The sequence below is a fragment of the Alloalcanivorax sp. C16-1 genome, from assembly GCF_046507805.1.
In the GTDB taxonomy this organism is placed as follows: Bacteria; Pseudomonadota; Gammaproteobacteria; order Pseudomonadales; family Alcanivoracaceae; genus Alloalcanivorax.
On record NZ_JBKFTK010000006.1, the window covers coordinates 47,783 to 64,631 of the forward strand.

Consider the following 16,849-nt stretch of genomic DNA (forward strand, 5'->3'; position numbering starts at 1 on the left):
GCCCGCGGCATGCCGCTCTAGAGCACCACCATATTGTCCCGGTGGATCAGCTCCTCTTCGTTCATGAAACCCAGCACCTCGGCGATCTCGTGGCTCTTCTTGCGGCACAGCCGGCGGGCATCGGCGGCGTCGTAGTTGATCAGCCCGCAGGCGACCCGCTCGCCGTGCTCATCCTCACAGGCCACCATCTCGCCCCGGGAAAACTGCCCGAAGACATCCACCACTCCCACCGGCAGCAGGCTGGAACCGGCTTCCCGCAAACGGCGGGCGGCGCCCGCGTCCAGCACCAGCCGGCCGCGCATGCGCAGGTGCCCCGCCAGCCACTGTTTGCGGGCGTTCATGGGCGAGGTATCCGGCATCAGGGTGGTGCCGGGCGCGGCGCCGGCCAGCAGCTCGGCGAGCACCTCCGGACGACGACCCGAAGCGATGGTGGTCATCGTCCCGGAGCGTGCCGCCAGCCCGGCGGCGCGCACCTTGGTGGCCATGCCGCCACGGCCCAGGCCGGAACCGCCGCCACCGGCCATTCGCGCGATGGCCGGGTCGGAGGCCCGCGCCTCGCGGATCAGGGTGGCGGCGGGGTTCTGGCGCGGATCCGCGTCGAACAGCCCCTCCTGGTCGGTGAGGATCACCAGGCGGTCCGCCTCCACCAGATTGGCCACCAGCGCCGCCAGGGTGTCGTTGTCACCGAAACGGATTTCGTCGGTGACCACGGTGTCGTTTTCATTGACCACCGGCACCACCGAGAAACCCAGCAGGGTCAGCAGGGTGCTGCGCGCGTTCAGGTAGCGCTTGCGGTCGGACAGATCATCGTGGGTCAGCAGCACCTGGGCGGTGTGCAGGTCGTGTTTGCGGAAACAGGACTCCCAGGCCTGCACCAGCCCCATCTGCCCCACCGCCGCGGCGGCCTGCTGCTGGTGGATGGATTCCGGCCGACGGGCCCAGCCCAGCCGGGTCATGCCCTCGGCCACGGCGCCGGAGGACACCACGATGGGCTCAATGCCGGCGGCCCGCAGCGCCACCATCTGATCCACCCACACCTGCATCAGATCACGATCCAGGCCGCGCCCGTCATTGGTGAGCAGGGCGCTACCGATCTTGATCACCCACCTAGCGCTCATAGACGATCTCCACATCGTGATCGTCGTCGTCATCATCGTCGTCGTTGTCCCGGGCGGCCCGGTTGACGCGCTTGATCTCCTGGATCTTCTCGCGGGCCTCCTGCTCCAGGCGCTCACGCAGGGAACGCTGCTCGGCGGCGTACTCCGGATCTTCCTTCTCCCGCTGGCGACGCCCCTCGATGGCGTTCATCAGCGCGTACACCAGCTCCTCGCAGCCCACCCCGGCGGCGGCGGACAGCCGGAACACCGGCCCCTGCCAGCCCAGCTCGGCGACGATCTCCTCGACGCGCTCGGCGGCTTCCTGGTCGGGCAGCAGGTCGATCTTGTTGAACACCAGCCAGCGTTCCTGCTCCGCCAGGGCCGGCGAGAACCGGTCCAACTCATCGGCGATGGCGTCGATCTGGTCCGCCGGCTCACCGTCCAGGGGCGCGATGTCCACCACGTGCAGCAGCAGGCGGGTGCGGGCCAGATGCTTGAGGAAGCGGATGCCCAGGCCGGCGCCCTCGGCGGCCCCTTCGATCAGGCCGGGAATATCGGCCACCACGAAGCTGCGGTAACGGTCCGCCTTCACCACCCCCAGGTTGGGCACCAGGGTAGTGAACGGATAATCCGCCACCTTGGGCTTGGCGGCGGAGATCGCCCGGATCAGGGTGCTCTTGCCGGCATTGGGCATGCCCAGCAGCCCCACGTCCGCCAGCACCTTGAGCTCCAGCCGCAGGCGGCGCACCTCGCCGGGGGTGCCGTTGGTGGTCTTGCGCGGCGCCTGGTTCACACTGCTCTTGAAGTGCACGTTGCCGAGACCGCCACGGCCGCCCTTGGCCACCATCACCGCCTCGCCGTCGCGGGTCAGATCCGCCAGCACCTCGTCGGTGTCCAGATCCACCACGGTGGTGCCCACCGGCACCTTCAGATAGATGTCGTCGGCGGATTTGCCGGTCATCTGCCGGCCCTTGCCGGGCTCGCCGTTGCGCGCCTTGTAGCTGCGCTCGTAGCGGTAATCCACCAGGGTGTTCAGGTTGCTATCGGCCAACACGTACACGTGCCCGCCGGCGCCGCCATCGCCGCCGTCGGGGCCGCCGAACTCCACGTACTTTTCGCGCCGGAAACTCAGGCAGCCGTGGCCGCCGTTGCCGGCGCGGACATCAATGGTGGCTTCGTCGACGAATTGCATGGGGGCGACTCTTCAGAAACGGATGAATAGGTATTCTAGCGCGGCGGCCCATAAAAAAACCCCGCGGGCCGGGCCTCGCGGGGCTTTTTTGTGATCCCGGAGGGATCAGGCCACGGGCTCGATCACCACGTACTTGCGGCCCAGCGGGCCCTTGGTCTCGAACTTCACGCGACCGGCTTCGGTGGCGAAGATGGTGTGGTCCTTGCCCATGCCGGTGTTCACACCGGAATGGAAGCGGGTGCCACGCTGGCGGATGATGATCTCGCCGGCTTTGACTTCCTGACCGCCGAAGCGCTTCACGCCAAGGCGTTTACTTTCGGAGTCACGACCGTTACGAGTACTACCACCGGCTTTTTTATGTGCCATGTCTCAATCCTCTTGCTGCGTTGCGGATCAGCCCTGGATCCCGGTGATTTTCACCGCCGTGTACCACTGGCGATGGCCTTGCTGCTTGCGGGAGTGCTTGCGGCGACGGAACTTGACGATTTTCACCTTCTTGTGGCGGCCTTGCTCGACCACCTCGGCGGACACCTTGGCGCCGTCCAGCAGGGGCTGGCCCACCTTCACGTCGTCGCCGTCGGCAACCAGCAGCACCTGATCGAATTCCACGGTCTCGCCGGTGGCCACTTCGATCTTCTCCACGCGCAGGGTATCACCCTCTTCAACGCGGTACTGCTTGCCACCCGTCTTGATGACTGCGTACATCTTACTTGCTCCGGATAGATCCTCGCGGGCGGGCTCGCTGTGTTGGGCGAGAGCCGCTTTCGGTGCCCGTCGGATGATGAAAAACTGGGTCGCGAAGTGTACGCCAAGCCGGCGCCGCGCTCAAGCCCCTTTACCGCGGCTTCACGGCGGATGGCTTTTCTTGACTGACCGGGCCCCGCTGCTAGCATTGCCCGCTGTTCACGCCCCCTTTTTTGGATAGCGCTCCATGGATTTCAAGGCCATCAGTTCCGTCGTCGCGGACGACTTCGAGGCGGTGAATCGCTTCATCACCCATCACCTGGACACGGAAGTTCCGCTGATCCGCGAAGTGGGCGACTACATCGTCGATTCCGGCGGCAAACGGCTGCGCCCCCTGGTCGGCCTGCTCAGCGCCCGGGCGTCCGGCTATACCGGCGGACAGCACGTGGACGTGGCGGCGGTGATCGAATTTTTGCATACCGCCACCCTGCTGCACGACGACGTGGTGGACGAATCCAGCCTGCGCCGGGGGCGGCCCACGGTGAACGCGGTCTGGGGCAACTCCGCCAGCGTGCTGGTCGGCGACTTCCTGATCTCCCGCGCGCTGCAATTGATGGTGGCCCTGGAGGACCAGCGCCTGCTGGAGATCCTCTCGCAGAGCACCAATACCATCTCCGAGGGGGAGGTGCTGCAGCTCATCAACACCCGCGACCCGGACACCACCGAGGACAGCTACATGCGGGTGATCCACCATAAGACCGCCAAGATGTTCGAGGCGGCGGCGGAGACCGGCGCGGTACTCGGCGCCCGCACCGAGCCGGACCGCTGCGCGGATTTCGCCACCTTCGGTCTGCACCTGGGCATCGCCTTCCAGCTGATCGATGACGTACTGGACTACCAGGGCGACGTGAGTGCCCTGGGCAAGAACGTGGGCGACGACCTGGCCGAGGGCAAACCCACCCTGCCGCTGATCTACGCCATCCAGCACGGCGCGCCGCAGCACGCCGACCTGATCAAGAACGCCATTCGCACCGGCGGCCTGGATCACCTGCGCGAGATCGTCGAGATCGTGCACGATTGCGGCGGCCTGCGCTACACCATCGAGCGCGCCGGCGAGCACACCGCCCGCGCCCTGGAAGCACTGGCGCCGCTGCCCGGTTCGCGTTACAAGGAAGCACTGCAACGTTTGGCGGAGGAATCCCTGCGCCGCACCTATTGAGGCTCCTGTTCCACCACCTGTTATGGAGAATGGCATGAAACAGCTTCTCGTCCTGGTCGCCGCGGCGCTGCTGGTCACCGGCTGCGCGCTCAGCCCGCAGCAGATCCAGATCGAACCCAAACCCAAGGTCACGCCGGCCAACTTCGGCCAGAACAGCCCGGTGCAGGTGATCGCGGTGGATTCGCGGTCGCAGAAGGCGTTCGGTTCCCGGGGCGGCGTCTACAAGGACACGGCGCTGGTGATGCCCGCCAACGACGTGCGCGAAGCGATCGAGGAAGCGGTGCGCGGCGGCCTGCAGAGCCTGGGCTACAACGCCTTCAACCCGGGCGGCGACGCCACCACCCTGGAAGTGCGCCTGGAGCAGCTGGACTACGTGCCGGAGGAAGGCTCGGTGGTCAACCGGGTCAATCTGGACCTGACCCTGCAGGCCGAGGCACGGCGTGGCGACACCACCCACACCGGCACCTACAAGAGCAGCACCCAGCACGATCTGCCCTTCACGCCCAACGTGGAACGCAACCAGGCCATGGTCAACGAAATCCTCAGCCGCTCCATCGAGCGCCTGCTGAACGACCGGGAAATGCTCGACTTCCTGGCCGGCGACGACTCTCCCCTGCCCTCCCCGTAAGCCGCCGGCTTCAGCGACTCAGGGGTTTTCCGGCTGCGCCGACACCGTCGGCGTATCCGGGTCCGCCCAGGTCACCGTGAACACCAGGGGCTGGCAGCACACGTGGCAGTCCTCCACGTATTCCTGATCGCCCTGGGACGGATCCACCAGCGCCTCGAAGTATTCCCAGCAGTGCGGACATTGCACCGACACCGGAATCAATTCCATCAATCGGGCCTCCTCACGGCGAATCCTGCGGCAGGCGGACTCGCGCCAGCCAATCCGGCTCGGTCTCCAGGGGCCGCGGCGTGCCCTGCCCCCAGACCGGGCCCGGCCAGCACTCATCCTCCTCGAAACGGGCGATCACGTGCACGTGCAACTGCGGCACCAGGTTGCCCAGCGCGCCCAGGTTGATCTTATCGGCGCCGGTGACCCGCTCCAGCTCCGCGGCCAGGTGATTGACCGTGGCCAGCAGCCGCGTCTGATCGGCGGCGGGCAGATGGTGCCACTCGCGCAGGCCATCCCGTTTGGGCACCACGATCAGCCAGGGGAAACGGGCGTCGCGCATCCAGCGCAGCCAGCACAGATCGGTTTCGCCCAGCGCGCCGGTGTCGGCGGCCAGACGGGGATGCAGAGAAGCCATAGATCGATCGTCCATCAGATATCCGCAAACACAGAGCCACCACACGGCTGGGCAAGACCGACGGCGTCCCGTAACATGATACGCAAAAATTAGCGCCAGCCCGGCGCCGGAGCGCCGCCGCCGGGCGCACACTACACGATAAAACACCCGACGAAAAAAGGAACGCCGGTCCGTGACCAGGGAGGGCATTTCACCTTACCAAGGGGGAAGGTCATGGAATGGGTAGCGGTCATCACCGCCGTGGCGGTACTGCAATGCGCGCTGTTCAGCTTCGTGGTGGGGCGGGCCCGGGTCAAATACCAGATCCGCGCCCCGGCCATCCACGGCCATGAGCTGTTCGAGCGTTGCCAGCGTGCCCACGGCAACACCGTGGAGCAACTGGTGCTGTTCCTGCCGGCGCTGTGGCTGTTCGGCTGGTACCTGGAGCCGCGCGCCGGCGCCGCCCTGGGCCTGCTGTTCGTGGTCGGGCGCCAGCTCTACTTCAACGCCTACCTGGAGCAACCGCGCCAGCGCGGGCGCGGCTTTCTGCTCGGTTTCCTGGCCACCCTGACCCTGTTGCTCGGCGGGCTGGGCGGGGCGGTGACGCAACTGATCCTGAGCTATCGCTGAGCCGGCTTCACCGGTAGTCCGAAGGGCTGCGACCGGTCCAGCGACGGAACGCCCGGGCGAAGTTGGAGGCGTCGGAATACCCCAGGGCCAGGGCAATCTCGTCCACCGAGCGGGGGCTCTGGGTCAGGTATTCCACCGCCAGCCCCTTGCGCAGGTCGTCCAGCAGAGTCTGATAGCTGGTGCCCAACTGCTGCAGCTTGCGCTTCAGGGTCCGCGACGACATGTGCAGCTCCGAGGCCACATCCTCGACGCCGGGAAAACCGCCGGAGCCGGCCAGCATGATGCGCCGCACCTGGCCCAGCAGCGCCGGCGGCGCCTTGATCTGTTCCATCTCCTGCTCGCACTGGGCGGCGGCCATCTGCGCCAGGCGCGGGTCGGCGAAACGCAGCCGGCGCTGCAGACGCTCCAGCGGGAAGCGCATCTGGCTATTGGCGCAGTCGAAGAACACCGGCACCGGAATCAGTCCGCGCAGCCGGGAGAAGTAAGCCGGCTCCGGGTAGGAAAAGCGCAGCTCGCCCAGGATCTCCACATCGGGGATCAGTTGCATGGCCATGAAGTGAAAGCTGGAAAACAGGCTTTCCACCACCAGCGGCGCCAGATCCCCCAACGCCAGCATTTCATTGACCTGCAGCACCGCCCAGTCGCCCTCGGTGAAGCTTTCCAATTGAATAATGGTGCTGCGCGTGCGGAAAAACTTCACCGCCAGCTCGATGGCATCGCCCAGGGTATCGCTGCTCATGGCCGCGTAACCCAGAAAGCCGTGGGAGGAGAGCGTCATGGAGGCGCCCAGCTCCCAGCCCATCCAGGGCTCTTCGGTAAGAGCCAGGGCGCGGCGCGCGAAGCGGTCGAACACGGCGGCGGTGAGGCGCGCCTTGGGGTCCCGCCAGCATCCGGTCTCGATGGGCAACCCGGCCAGCGCCCGTTCCTCGCTGACGCCCCGCTTTTCAAGAAACTCCAGCATCAACGCCAGATATTCGGCGGAGATGGTGTAGTCCTCCGCACTCATTTTGAGAATCGTCATACTTATTGTCCCATGGCCCAAAATGACCAGCCCGGCGTCACCTTACCCATACCTCTCCCATCAAGGCAAGGGCCGCAGCGCCCTACCCTGACCGCCACCGGCCAGCGTCCCCAGGCGACGCGGCGGGCACCGGGGTGACGCTGCGGGTCACATCCTGCCGAGGCACGCCCCGGCGCATCGCCACACCCCGGAGAATCCCAAGCAAGCCCTTGATGCAAAAGCACTTTTACCGCCGCACCGGGGTGGCACGATTATCGCTTGATGGACTGTCGCCAGGGCGACGCAGCGCCGGCGGGGGATCGGACATGAGCAGAATCATCAGAATGGAACAGCGGTGTCCGGAAGCGGCACTGGACAATCTCAACAGGCTCACCGGGCTGGATTTTCAGAGCTGGCCCGAATCCCTGCTGGAGATCGGAGAGGACGTGGTCGCCGACAATCTGGAGGCCCCGTCCGAGCGCGAGGGGGGAACGGCGCCGGAACCGGCGGCCGGCTACGGCCGTTAGTCAGGCGCCGGACAAGGGCGGGCCCACGGGGGGAAGGCCGGGTCCGCCCCGCGGCCGGTGGCCGCGAAGGCGGCGGTCAATAGTTGGAAATCAGCTTGTCCTGGGGACGCAGGGCGGTGCCCCGACGTTGCATGTACAGTTCCTCGATCACATAGCGCGTGCCCGGGTCCGACAGCCGCAGGGACAACTGGACCTGTTCCACGCTGTCCGTGAAACGCAACCGCACCAGCCCGGACAGCAGCGCGCTGCCGTCACCGCTGACCTCGGCGGCGTCCACCAGCACCGCATGATGGTTACTGGTATCCAGGTAGCGAACCACCAATTGCAGCGTGCCCGGCTGGCCGGACACCCGGGCCCAGGCGGCCACGTTGAACTCCGCGTCCCATTGGCGGGCACGGGCGGGGCGTTCGCTCGCCCAGATGCGGTCAGGCACCTTGGCGATCACCTTTTCGATCATAAAGACGTCTCGATCCGGAACTTGGTATTGAATGGCGGCGGCGCGGGGCGCCCGGGGCGCCGTGGAGGGCCCGCGGCCTCACCTTAAGGGAGTGTAAGGCCCGGCCCCCGGTTCCCGCCACGTCCGACTTGGCGGCGGACCTGAGCGGCTTGTCACAGCCTGCGGAGAATGACTGTGTAGGATTGTTGGACAACAGCGATCCGGCCACCCTCGCACGGTCATTATTATGCCCGCCATCGAAGCGACGGATGTGAAGGAGGTTACCGCATGTCTGATTCAACCTTTTTGAACCGTGCCCGCCAATGGGGCGACAAACTGTACCTGGCCGGCCTGGGCGCCTACAGCAAAGCCGGCGAGAACTCGGAAGCGCTGTACGCCCGCTGGGTGGAAGCCGGTGGTGACGCCTATGGCGAGCAGGCCGAGGGCAAATCCCGGCTGCTGCTGGCCGGTCGCGGCCTGGTGGAAGATACCCGCGCCCTGCTCAGCGAGGCGCCGCAAAAACGCCACGCGCTGTACGAAGAGTGCCTCGAGACCGGCAAACAGGTCCGTGGTGAGCGCGCGGAACACAGCAATGAATTCGTACTGGCCGGCGCCGGCGCGGTGGCGTCCGTGCGCGAGCGCGGCCGCCGCCTGTTCGACGACTGGGTCAGCACCGGTGAACAACTGAGTGCCGGCAAGCAGCAGGACGCCTGATTCCTGTTTTTCTGCCTGCTCTCCTTTGATGGGACCCTGATCGGGTCCCTTTTTTTATTCCCGCCACGGCGCTAGGCTGATCCGGCTTCCCATCGCCAGCGAGCACACCATGGCCAAACGCCGCGACCGGGCCGCCTCCACCGGCGGCCGATTCTGGAAACTGACGGGCATGACCACCTCCATCGCCACCCGCGTGGCGGGCCAGCAGGTGCGCGGCTGGTTCCAATCGGACCAGGACCGCCAGGCCAGCCGCGAGGAACTGATGCGCCACATCGGCCGGGAAGTGGCCGCCACCCTGGGGCAGATGAAAGGCGCGGTGATGAAAGTGGGGCAGATCGCTTCGCAAATGCAGGACGTGCTGCCCCGGGAAATCAGTGAGCAACTGGCGGTGCTGCAGAACGCCTCCGCGCCCATGCCCTTCCACGTGATCCGGCGGCAGCTGGAGAAGGAACTGGGCGGTCCGGTGGCGGAGCGCTTCGCGGACTTCCAGGAAACCCCGTTCGCCGCCGCCTCCATCGGCCAGGTGCACCGGGCCACCACCCTGGACGGCGAGCCGGTGGTGGTGAAGGTGCAGTACCCGGCGGTGAAGAGCTCCATCGACTCGGACATGAAGCACCTCAAGCGCATTCTCAAGCTGGGCAGCCTGCTGCGGGTGGACGAGCGCGCCCTGGACGCGGTGTTTCGGGAGATCCGCCAGCAACTGGACGAGGAACTGGATTACCACCGGGAGGCGGAGAATCTGCGCCTGTTCCGCGATTTCCACCGCCCGGATACCGACGTGGTGATCCCGACGGTGTTCGAGCAACTGTCCGGCGCCACCGTGCTGACCCTGAGTCTGGAAGAAGGCACGCCGCTGGACCGGGTCAACGACGACAATGGCTTCGACCAGGACCTGCGCAACCGGCTGGGGGAACGTCTGTTCGACCTGCTCGCCCGGCAGATCTTCCAGCTGCACGCCGTGCATTGCGACCCGCACCCGGGCAACTTTGCGTTCCGCACCGACGGCAGCATCGTGTTCTACGATTTCGGCGCCGTGAAGCGGCTGCCGGAGGAGGACGTGGCGTTGATGGCCACGCTCACCGACGCCGCCCTGCGGCGGGACTGGGCACGATTGGACCAGGCGCTGCTGGAGATCGGCGCCCGGCGCGCCGACACCCGGGTCGCCGACAGCTTCTACGACGCCTGGGTGCCGGTGCTGCTGCAGGGTGTCTCCGACACCCCCTACGACTTCGCCGCCGCCCGGGTCCACCAGGAGGTGGTGAAGAAAGCCCGGGCCACGCCCTGGGAAGACATGCTCAAGTTCCAGCCCAGCTCCAGAACGCTGCTGGTGCAGCGCGTGGTGGGTGGCCATTACTGGACCCTGAAGAACCTGGGCGTGGCCAGCGCCCTGCGGCCACGGCTACGGCGCATCCTCGAAGAACGGGCGGCCTGAGCGCTCTAACGTAAAGCCCCAATGTAAAGCCCCAACGAAAAGCGCCGGCGAAAACGCCGGCGCGGTCGGTGAGTCAAACGGGCCCCGCAATCAGAAGGCGGACCGCAGGCCCACGCTGATGCCGGAAATCTCCTCGTCGTCTTGATCGTAATAGCGCATGTATTCCAGGTTGGCGCCGAAGGTATCGGTGAGATTGAAATCCAGGCCGGCGCCGTAGGATTCGCCCTCGTAGTGCTCATCCTCATTGACCGAATAATCAATGCCGGCCACGGTACCCTGGGCTTTGACGGTGCCTTTCATCTTGCTGTAGCCGCCGACCACATAGGGATGAACCGTTTCGGAGAGCGGCGCGGAAAGCTTCAGATAGGCGCCGTACATATGGTCCAGATCGAAATCGAGAATGCCCTTGGAGTCATCGCTGACCCCCATGCCGCCCCGGGCTTCCACGCCGAGGTAGTCGTTGAACTCGAAGCCGGCACGAACCACCGCGGTATCCAGTTTCAGAGTATCGGTGTCGTATTCGTCGTTATCGTACTGCACCTGGGTATAGTTGGCGCCGATGTACGGCCCCGCCGCGAAGGCACCTCCGGCGACCAGCGAACAGGACAACACCATCACCTTGCCGAGAATTCTGACCTTCATTTGCGTCTCCTTTGCTTGAGCGGTCAGGGAGATTTGACCGGAAGGGCTTGGCGTTGCTCCGCAAGGCCCGTTAAATACGGTAAAAGGAGCGTGACAAGAATCACATTAGTACTGCGCCAGGGGGGAAGGGACCATGGGCCGGCTACTTGCAAGACTCGCCCTGGTCGCATTGGCCTGGGCGCTGAGTGCTCCGGGCACCGCTCTCACACTGGACGGCGGGCACGACCACTACGACGCGGCGCCTTCACTGCGCTGGCTGGACGCCCGCGAGGACCGGCTCGACCCGGAGCGGGCCCTGGCCCTGCTCCGTGACGGCGGCGGGCAGCGGCTCTCCAACCCCTACCCGACGCTGGGTTTCCGGGACGGCGACCAGTGGTTCCTGTTGCCGCTCACCAACGGCGCCGACGGCGACCTGTGGTATCTGCACGCCGCCCGGCCCCATCTGGACCGGCTGGACCTGTACCTGTTCGATCAGCAGGGGCGCCGGCTGGCCCACTGGCGCGCCGGGGACCGGGTGCCCTTCGAGCAACGCCCCCTGGCCCACCATCAGCTGATCTTTCCGCTGGTGCTGCCCCCCGGCGAGCCGCGTCTGCTGCTGTTCCGGGCGCACGGGGACAACGTCATCGATTTCCCCCTGTCGCTGCGCACCCCGGACAACTTCAACCTGTTCGACGGACGCTGGAACTTCTTCAATGGCTTCTATTTCGGCGCCATGGTCATCATGTGCCTGTTCAACCTGCTGATCTTCCTGTCCATCCGCGAACCCAGTTACCTCTGGTACGTGCTTTATCTCGGCATCTTCGGCCTCAATCTGTTTGCCCGGGAGGGACTGGGATTCCGCTGGCTGTGGCCCGGCGCCCCGGAGTGGAACCACCTTTGCCTGGCGGTCCTGAACCTGCTGACCCTGGCGGCGGCGATCCTGTTTTCCTGTTCGTTTCTGGAACTGCGCCAGCGGGCGCCGGCGCTGAATCGGGGGCTGACCCTGATCGCCGTGGCCCTGGCGCTGGTGGCACCGCTGGCGATGCTCAATTTCCATTTTTTCATCCAGTTTTCCTCCGCCATCGTGTTCCCCTGGCCCTTTATCGCCACCGGCCTGGCGCTGTGGCAGATCCGGCGGGGCTACCGGCCCGCCCTGTTTTTCCTGATCGCGTTCGCGGCGGTGGCGGTGACCTCCACCGTCTACATCCTGAAAACCTTCAGCCTGATTCCCGGCCACTGGATGATCGAGAACGCGCTGCAGCTGGGCACCTTCGCCGAGGCACTGCTGCTCTCCCTCGCCCTCGCCCACCGCATGACCACGCTCAAGAGCGACAATGAGCGCATCCAGCGGGAAGCCAACGAGGCCCTGGAACGGCGCGTGGAGGAACGCACCCGCGAGCTGAACGCGGCACTCAGCGCCCGGGGAGAATTCCTGGCGGTGATCAGCCACGAGATCCGCACGCCCCTGAACAGCATCATCGGCACCGTCGATATGCTGCGTGACTCGCCGCTGGACGACAGCCAGCGGCGCCATCTCCATGTCATCGAGCAGTCCGGCGCCACGCTGATCAATCTGATCGACGATGTCCTCGACTATTCCCGCCTGGACGCCGGCAAAATGCCCATCGAGCAAACGCCGTTCGATCTGCCCGGCCTGCTTCAGGAATGCACCGCCCCGTTCCAGCAGACCGCCCGTCGGCGCGCCACCGAGCTGCGCCTCAGCCTGGACCCGTCGCTGGGTGGCTATTGCGTGGGCGATCCGGTCCGCTTGCGGCAGATCCTGGTCAACCTGATCGGCAACGCGGTGAAGTTCACCGACGACGGCGCCATCGACGTGAGCGCGCGGCGCGAGGACGCCAACCGGGACTATGTGCTGTTTGAAGTGAGCGACACCGGCATCGGCATCGCCACCGATCAGTTGCCCAAGCTGTTTACCTTTTTCCAGCAGGCCGGCCAGGGCGGCCGGCGCCGTCACGACGATGGCGGCAGCGGGCTGGGGCTGGCCATCTGTCGCCAGCTGGCGGAGATCATGGGCGGCGAAATCGGCGTCACCAGCGCGGAACACCAGGGTTCGCTGTTCTGGTTCCGCCTGCCGCTGCCGGCGGCGGCGGCGGACGAGCGCGCGGCGGCGCCGGCGCCCCTGGAAACCGGACCCGGTGCCCGGCTGCTGATCGTCGACGACAACCACGTCAATCTGCTGGTGGCGGAGGGTCTGTGCCGCAAACTCGGGCACGACTGCGAGACCGCGGAAAGCGGCGCCGAGGCGCTGGCCACCCTGCTGGCCCGACCGGACGGTTTCGATCTGGTGTTGATGGATTGCGAGATGCCGGATCCGGACGGGTTCGAGACGACCCGCGCCATCCACCGACTGCAACGGGAGGGGCGCCTGCCGGTGATTCCGGTGATCGCCCTGACCGCCCATGCGGTGCCGGAAAAAATCGCCGCCTGCCACGACGCCGGCATGATCGGTCATATCGCCAAGCCAGTGAACCTGCAGCGCCTCAATCAGGCACTGAGCGCCGCGCTGCGCGGCATCGTGGCTAGCCGTTCAGATTCCGCAGCAGCTCGTCGGTGAAGCGGCGCAGGTCATTGAGCGAACCGCAGCGCCGGGCGGCGCGGCAGTACGGTAGATAGCGGGCCATGATGGCATCGCCGCTGTTCCAGCGGGACGGCGGTTCCGGGTTGAGCCAGAACACCTGCCGGGCGCGGCGGGCGATGTCCGCCAGATGCCGTTCGCCGGCGGGCAGATCGTTGTTGCGGGCGTCGCCGAGGATGATCAGCGTGGTCTGTTGGTCGATCTCGCCCCGGCAGGTGGCCTCCAGCTCCTTGAACATGGTGCCGTAGTCGGTGCCGCTGCCGGACACCCGATCCAGAATGCGCCCCACCGCCACATCCGGCGCATAGCGCGCGAAATCGTCGGTGACCTCGTCGAAGCGGGCGGCGAACGCGAAGCTGCGCACCCTGGGCAGTACATCGGTCATGGCGTAGAGAAACTGAAGCAGAAAGCGGGCCGCGTCGCGCACCGAACTGGACACATCGCAGACCACCAGCACCTTGGCCCGGGTGCGCCGCCGCTGGCGCCAGTGCAGCTGCACCGGCACGGCGTTGTAGCGCAGGCTGGCGGCCAGGGTGCGACGGGCGTCCAGGGCGCCGCGCCGGGCTTTCTTCTGGCGGCGCTGGTGGGAACGGGCCAGTCGCCGCGCCATGCGCCGCACCAGTATCTGCACCTGTTGGAATTCCCGCAGTTCGCGGAACGGCGCCGCCTGCATACTGTGCTCGCGGAGCGCGCGGCCATGGGCACGGCCGTGCAGATCGTACTGACGGCGAACATGGGCCATGGCCCGCTCGCGCACCCGGCCGCGCCAGTCGCGCAGCGCCTCGGCGCGCTCCCCGTCACCGGGGCGGGCGGAGGCGTCCAGGCGCAGAATCTCGTCGTCCACCGCGCCCATGCCCATGTTCATCAGCAGACGGCGGGCGAACAGCCCCTGCTGGGTGATCACCTGCATGGCGGTGAAGTCGATCTCCGCGGCGGCCTGGGCCAGGGTCTGCTCCAGCCGGGTCTCGCTTTGCGCGGCCAGCTCCGCCGCCGGCGCTGACAGCCCCTCCGCGTCCGGCGGGGTGGGCGTGGCGGTCTCGCCGGCGTCGCCCGCCGGGCCATCCTCACCCTCGTCCCGTTCCTGATCCTCGAAGCGGAAGAAGGTCTCGAAGCAGCGCTCGAAGTCCGGCCGTTCCGCCTCGCTTTTCACCAGTGTCAGCGCCAGGGTCTCGCGGAAGCGGTCCCGGTCGCCGTAGCCCACCAGGGCGGCGGCGCGGAACGCCTCTTCCGCCTCCACCGGGGAAATGCGCACCCCGGCGCCCCTCAGGGCACGCACGAACTCATGCAGGCGCCGGCCGGCCATGGTTCAGCGGGCGCGCCGGGCGCGGAACCAGTGAGGCAGCAGCTCGCGGGCCAGCTCCGCGTCCTGCTCGTTCTTGAGCACCAGCGTCAGGGTCTGTTCCACCAGCTCCGGCTCCAGGCTGTCGGCGTGCAGCAGCACCAGGGCCCGGGCCCAGTCCAGGGTTTCCGACACCGCCGGCAGTTTCTTCATGTCCTGCTCGCGCAGATGCTGGATGAAGTCCACCAGTTGATCGCGCAGCTGGTCGTCCAGCTCCGGCACCCGCTCCGCCAGAATGCGGCGCTCCAGCGCCGCGTCCGGATAGGGGATGTACAGATGCAGGCAACGGCGCTTGAGGGCGTCCGACAGCTCGCGCTGGTCGTTGCTGGTCAGGAACACCAGCGGCTGGTGGCGGGCGCGTACCGTGCCCAGCTCGGGGATCGAGATCTGGAAGTCGGACAGCAGCTCCAGCAGAAACGCCTCGAACTCCTGGTCGGCCTTGTCGATCTCGTCGATCAGCAGCACCACCGGCTCGTCGGCGCGCAGCGCCCGCAGCAGCGGCCGGGGCTCCAGGAAGGTGTCGCTGTAGAACGCCTCACCCAGATCGCCGAGCCGGCGCATGCTCTCTTCCAGGCTGTCGGTGTCCGCCAGGGTGCCACTGAGCTTGTCGCGCAGCAGCTGGGTGTAGAGCAGCTGCTTACCGTACTTCCACTCGTACAGGGCACGGCTTTCGTCCAGGCCCTCGTAGCACTGCAGCCGGATCAGCGGCGCCTCCAGAAAGGCGGCGGCGGCCTTGGCCAGCTCGGTCTTGCCGACCCCCGGCGGGCCCTCCACCAGCACCGGTTTGTGCAGCTGGGCGGCCAGGTACACCGCCAGGGCGGTGCGCGCGTCGCAGATGTAGCCCTGACGGGCGAAGCTCCGCGTCACGTCGTCGACGGAATCGATGCGTGTCTTCATGGCAGGAACCTGTTCAGAGCGGGGTTCAGTGCAGGACGGTGCCGTCCGCCAGGGCGGAGGGTGCCGGGCCGGCGGGCGGCTCCTCGCCATCCTCGGTGACGTCGAAGCGCAGTGAATGCACCTCGCCGTCGATCATGTCCGGGATACGATCGAGAAAGTCGTCCAGGTGCTCGGAATCGAAGTGGCGCTCCAGGGCGTCCAGGTCGGTCCATTGCTGCCACAGCATGATCACCCGCGGGGCGTCCGCCTTCACATAGACTTCGTAAGACAGGCAGCCCTGCTCGTCCCGTGCCTGCTGCGCCAGTTCCTGCGCCAGGGCCACGGCGCTCTCTCGCAAATTGTCGCGAACCGGAATCAAACCTTTGACAATGACCATACTGCTCGGAAGGGTAAAAAGTGAACCCGGCAGTATAGCACGGATCGGCCCTTCTGGCGCCGCTCACAGGGTGGATCGGAAGGCCACGGAGTCGCCCAGGGGCGCCCGCCCGACCCGGGTGCGGTTGGCGGCCACCGCCTCGTCCTCGTAGCCGAAGCTGATGCCCACCAGGATCGCCGTGGAGTCCGGCTCGCCGAAGACCTCACGCACGTCGTTGGGGTAATAGCGCATGCTGCCCTGGGCGCAGCTGCCGATACCATGGGCGGTGAGGGTCAGCATCAGCGACTGGATGTACATGCCCACGTCCAGCGCCACGGTGGGTCCGAAGCTGCGCTCCATGCCGATGAACACCACATGGGGCGCGTCGAACAGCTCGAAGTTGCGCAGTTGCGCGCGCAGCCGGCCGGGCCGGTCGTCCCGGGCGATCCCCATGTTGTTGTAGAGCTCCACCGCGCAGTCCACCTGCCGCTGGCGGTAGATGCCCTCGAACTTGCCCGCGTTGGGCTCGAAATCCGGATCCATGGGCACCCCGGCGGAGACCTTGTCGACCATGCGGCGGCGCAGCTCGTCGCGCACCTCGCCGGAGGCCACGAACACTTTCCAGGGCTGGATGTTGCAGTTGGAGGGCGCCAGCTGGGCCAGCTCGAACACCTCGCGCAGCACCGCCTCGGGCACCGGCTTGTCGAGAAAGCCACGGACCGAGCGGCGGCGGCGCAGGGCGTCCGCCAGGGAAACGGTTTCCGGATTCATGAGCGTCCTTCTTGTTCTGGGAAAATGGAACCGGATTCCATCCTAGCGCTTTGCCGGGAAACTACAACCGGCCCGTCGCCCGGGCCCTGGCCCTTTGCGCCCCGAGGGGG

The 16,849-nt window shown here is 66.7% G+C and carries 20 protein-coding genes; 7 read left to right on the forward strand and 13 right to left on the reverse strand.

Going from position 1 to position 16,849, the window contains the following annotated elements:
• Window positions 1-17: 17 nt before the first annotated feature.
• The 4 genes from proB to rplU all read right to left on the reverse strand — a co-directional run bounded on the left by proB (window position 18) and on the right by rplU (window position 2,994).
• Window positions 18-1,118, reverse strand: coding sequence for a glutamate 5-kinase (gene proB, locus ACLD0W_RS16370; RefSeq protein ID WP_410308550.1), 1,101 nt, complete (start codon window positions 1,116-1,118; stop codon window positions 18-20).
• Window positions 1,108-2,289 (reverse strand): Obg family GTPase CgtA, encoded by a 1,182-nt coding sequence (cgtA, locus tag ACLD0W_RS16375; RefSeq protein ID WP_410308551.1) that lies wholly within the window; start codon window positions 2,287-2,289, stop codon window positions 1,108-1,110. The genes proB and cgtA overlap by 11 nt, the downstream gene beginning before the upstream one ends.
• Window positions 2,290-2,394: 105 nt before the next feature.
• A complete protein-coding gene (gene rpmA, locus ACLD0W_RS16380; protein ID WP_203105717.1) occupies window positions 2,395-2,655 on the reverse strand; it encodes a 50S ribosomal protein L27 in 261 nt (86 codons plus the stop codon).
• 27 nt (window positions 2,656-2,682) lie between these two features.
• Window positions 2,683-2,994 carry a 50S ribosomal protein L21 gene (gene rplU / locus ACLD0W_RS16385; RefSeq protein WP_203105718.1) on the reverse strand — a complete coding sequence of 104 codons (312 nt, stop codon included), beginning with the start codon at window positions 2,992-2,994 and terminating at the stop codon, window positions 2,683-2,685.
• A gap of 226 nt (window positions 2,995-3,220) precedes the next feature.
• Here rplU and ACLD0W_RS16390 point away from each other — a divergent pair, with 226 nt between their 5' ends.
• Together ACLD0W_RS16390 and ACLD0W_RS16395 are read left to right on the forward strand one after the other, a co-directional pair.
• Window positions 3,221-4,192, forward strand: a complete 972-nt coding sequence (locus tag ACLD0W_RS16390) for a polyprenyl synthetase family protein (RefSeq protein WP_410308552.1) — start codon at window positions 3,221-3,223, stop codon at window positions 4,190-4,192.
• A gap of 34 nt (window positions 4,193-4,226) precedes the next feature.
• A complete protein-coding gene (locus tag ACLD0W_RS16395) occupies window positions 4,227-4,820 on the forward strand; it encodes a YajG family lipoprotein (RefSeq protein WP_410308553.1) in 594 nt (197 codons plus the stop codon).
• 18 nt (window positions 4,821-4,838) lie between these two features.
• Here ACLD0W_RS16395 and ACLD0W_RS16400 read toward each other — a convergent pair whose 3' ends face one another.
• Both ACLD0W_RS16400 and ACLD0W_RS16405 read right to left on the reverse strand, forming a co-directional pair.
• Entirely contained in the window at window positions 4,839-5,027 is a 189-nt protein-coding gene (locus ACLD0W_RS16400; RefSeq protein WP_410308607.1) for a CPXCG motif-containing cysteine-rich protein, read from the reverse strand.
• Window positions 5,028-5,040: 13 nt separating this feature from the next.
• The gene (locus ACLD0W_RS16405) at window positions 5,041-5,442 is read right to left on the reverse strand and encodes an HIT domain-containing protein (protein ID WP_410308554.1); all 402 of its coding nucleotides are present in this window, start codon (window positions 5,440-5,442) and stop codon (window positions 5,041-5,043) included.
• Between the two features lie 213 nt (window positions 5,443-5,655).
• On the opposite strand from ACLD0W_RS16405, the gene ACLD0W_RS16410 reads away from it, so the two are divergent.
• Entirely contained in the window at window positions 5,656-6,051 is a 396-nt protein-coding gene (locus tag ACLD0W_RS16410; RefSeq protein WP_410308555.1) for an MAPEG family protein, read from the forward strand.
• A 7-nt stretch (window positions 6,052-6,058) separates the two neighbouring features.
• Here ACLD0W_RS16410 and ACLD0W_RS16415 read toward each other — a convergent pair whose 3' ends face one another.
• Window positions 6,059-7,072 (reverse strand): AraC family transcriptional regulator, encoded by a 1,014-nt coding sequence (locus tag ACLD0W_RS16415; protein ID WP_410308556.1) that lies wholly within the window; start codon window positions 7,070-7,072, stop codon window positions 6,059-6,061.
• Between the two features lie 305 nt (window positions 7,073-7,377).
• Here ACLD0W_RS16415 and ACLD0W_RS16420 point away from each other — a divergent pair, with 305 nt between their 5' ends.
• Window positions 7,378-7,578, forward strand: a complete 201-nt coding sequence (locus ACLD0W_RS16420; RefSeq protein WP_410308557.1) for a hypothetical protein — start codon at window positions 7,378-7,380, stop codon at window positions 7,576-7,578.
• 76 nt (window positions 7,579-7,654) lie between these two features.
• Here ACLD0W_RS16420 and ACLD0W_RS16425 read toward each other — a convergent pair whose 3' ends face one another.
• Window positions 7,655-8,035 carry a hypothetical protein gene (locus ACLD0W_RS16425; RefSeq protein ID WP_410308558.1) on the reverse strand — a complete coding sequence of 127 codons (381 nt, stop codon included), beginning with the start codon at window positions 8,033-8,035 and terminating at the stop codon, window positions 7,655-7,657.
• 267 nt (window positions 8,036-8,302) lie between these two features.
• On the opposite strand from ACLD0W_RS16425, the gene ACLD0W_RS16430 reads away from it, so the two are divergent.
• Entirely contained in the window at window positions 8,303-8,728 is a 426-nt protein-coding gene (locus ACLD0W_RS16430; protein ID WP_410308559.1) for a hypothetical protein, read from the forward strand.
• A 109-nt stretch (window positions 8,729-8,837) separates the two neighbouring features.
• Window positions 8,838-10,160 (forward strand): ABC1 kinase family protein, encoded by a 1,323-nt coding sequence (locus ACLD0W_RS16435; RefSeq protein WP_410308560.1) that lies wholly within the window; start codon window positions 8,838-8,840, stop codon window positions 10,158-10,160.
• A gap of 90 nt (window positions 10,161-10,250) precedes the next feature.
• On the opposite strand, the gene ACLD0W_RS16440 is transcribed toward ACLD0W_RS16435, so the two are convergent.
• The gene (locus ACLD0W_RS16440) at window positions 10,251-10,802 is read right to left on the reverse strand and encodes a porin family protein (RefSeq protein WP_410308561.1); all 552 of its coding nucleotides are present in this window, start codon (window positions 10,800-10,802) and stop codon (window positions 10,251-10,253) included.
• Window positions 10,803-10,935: 133 nt separating this feature from the next.
• Between ACLD0W_RS16440 and ACLD0W_RS16445 the strand changes: the two genes are divergently transcribed.
• Window positions 10,936-13,356 (forward strand): 7TM diverse intracellular signaling domain-containing protein, encoded by a 2,421-nt coding sequence (locus ACLD0W_RS16445; RefSeq protein ID WP_410308562.1) that lies wholly within the window; start codon window positions 10,936-10,938, stop codon window positions 13,354-13,356.
• Here the strand turns inward: ACLD0W_RS16445 and ACLD0W_RS16450 are convergent.
• From ACLD0W_RS16450 to ACLD0W_RS16465, 4 genes are all read right to left on the reverse strand, one after another.
• Window positions 13,322-14,680 (reverse strand): VWA domain-containing protein, encoded by a 1,359-nt coding sequence (locus ACLD0W_RS16450; protein ID WP_410308563.1) that lies wholly within the window; start codon window positions 14,678-14,680, stop codon window positions 13,322-13,324. The two genes, ACLD0W_RS16445 and ACLD0W_RS16450, sit on opposite strands and share 35 nt — an antisense overlap.
• 3 nt (window positions 14,681-14,683) lie before the next feature.
• Window positions 14,684-15,613 (reverse strand): AAA family ATPase, encoded by a 930-nt coding sequence (locus tag ACLD0W_RS16455; protein ID WP_410308564.1) that lies wholly within the window; start codon window positions 15,611-15,613, stop codon window positions 14,684-14,686.
• Window positions 15,614-15,638: 25 nt separating this feature from the next.
• Window positions 15,639-15,989 carry a putative quinol monooxygenase gene (locus ACLD0W_RS16460; RefSeq protein WP_410308565.1) on the reverse strand — a complete coding sequence of 117 codons (351 nt, stop codon included), beginning with the start codon at window positions 15,987-15,989 and terminating at the stop codon, window positions 15,639-15,641.
• 63 nt (window positions 15,990-16,052) lie between these two features.
• The gene (locus ACLD0W_RS16465) at window positions 16,053-16,739 is read right to left on the reverse strand and encodes a nitroreductase (protein ID WP_410308566.1); all 687 of its coding nucleotides are present in this window, start codon (window positions 16,737-16,739) and stop codon (window positions 16,053-16,055) included.
• Between the last annotated feature and the right edge of the window lie 110 nt (window positions 16,740-16,849).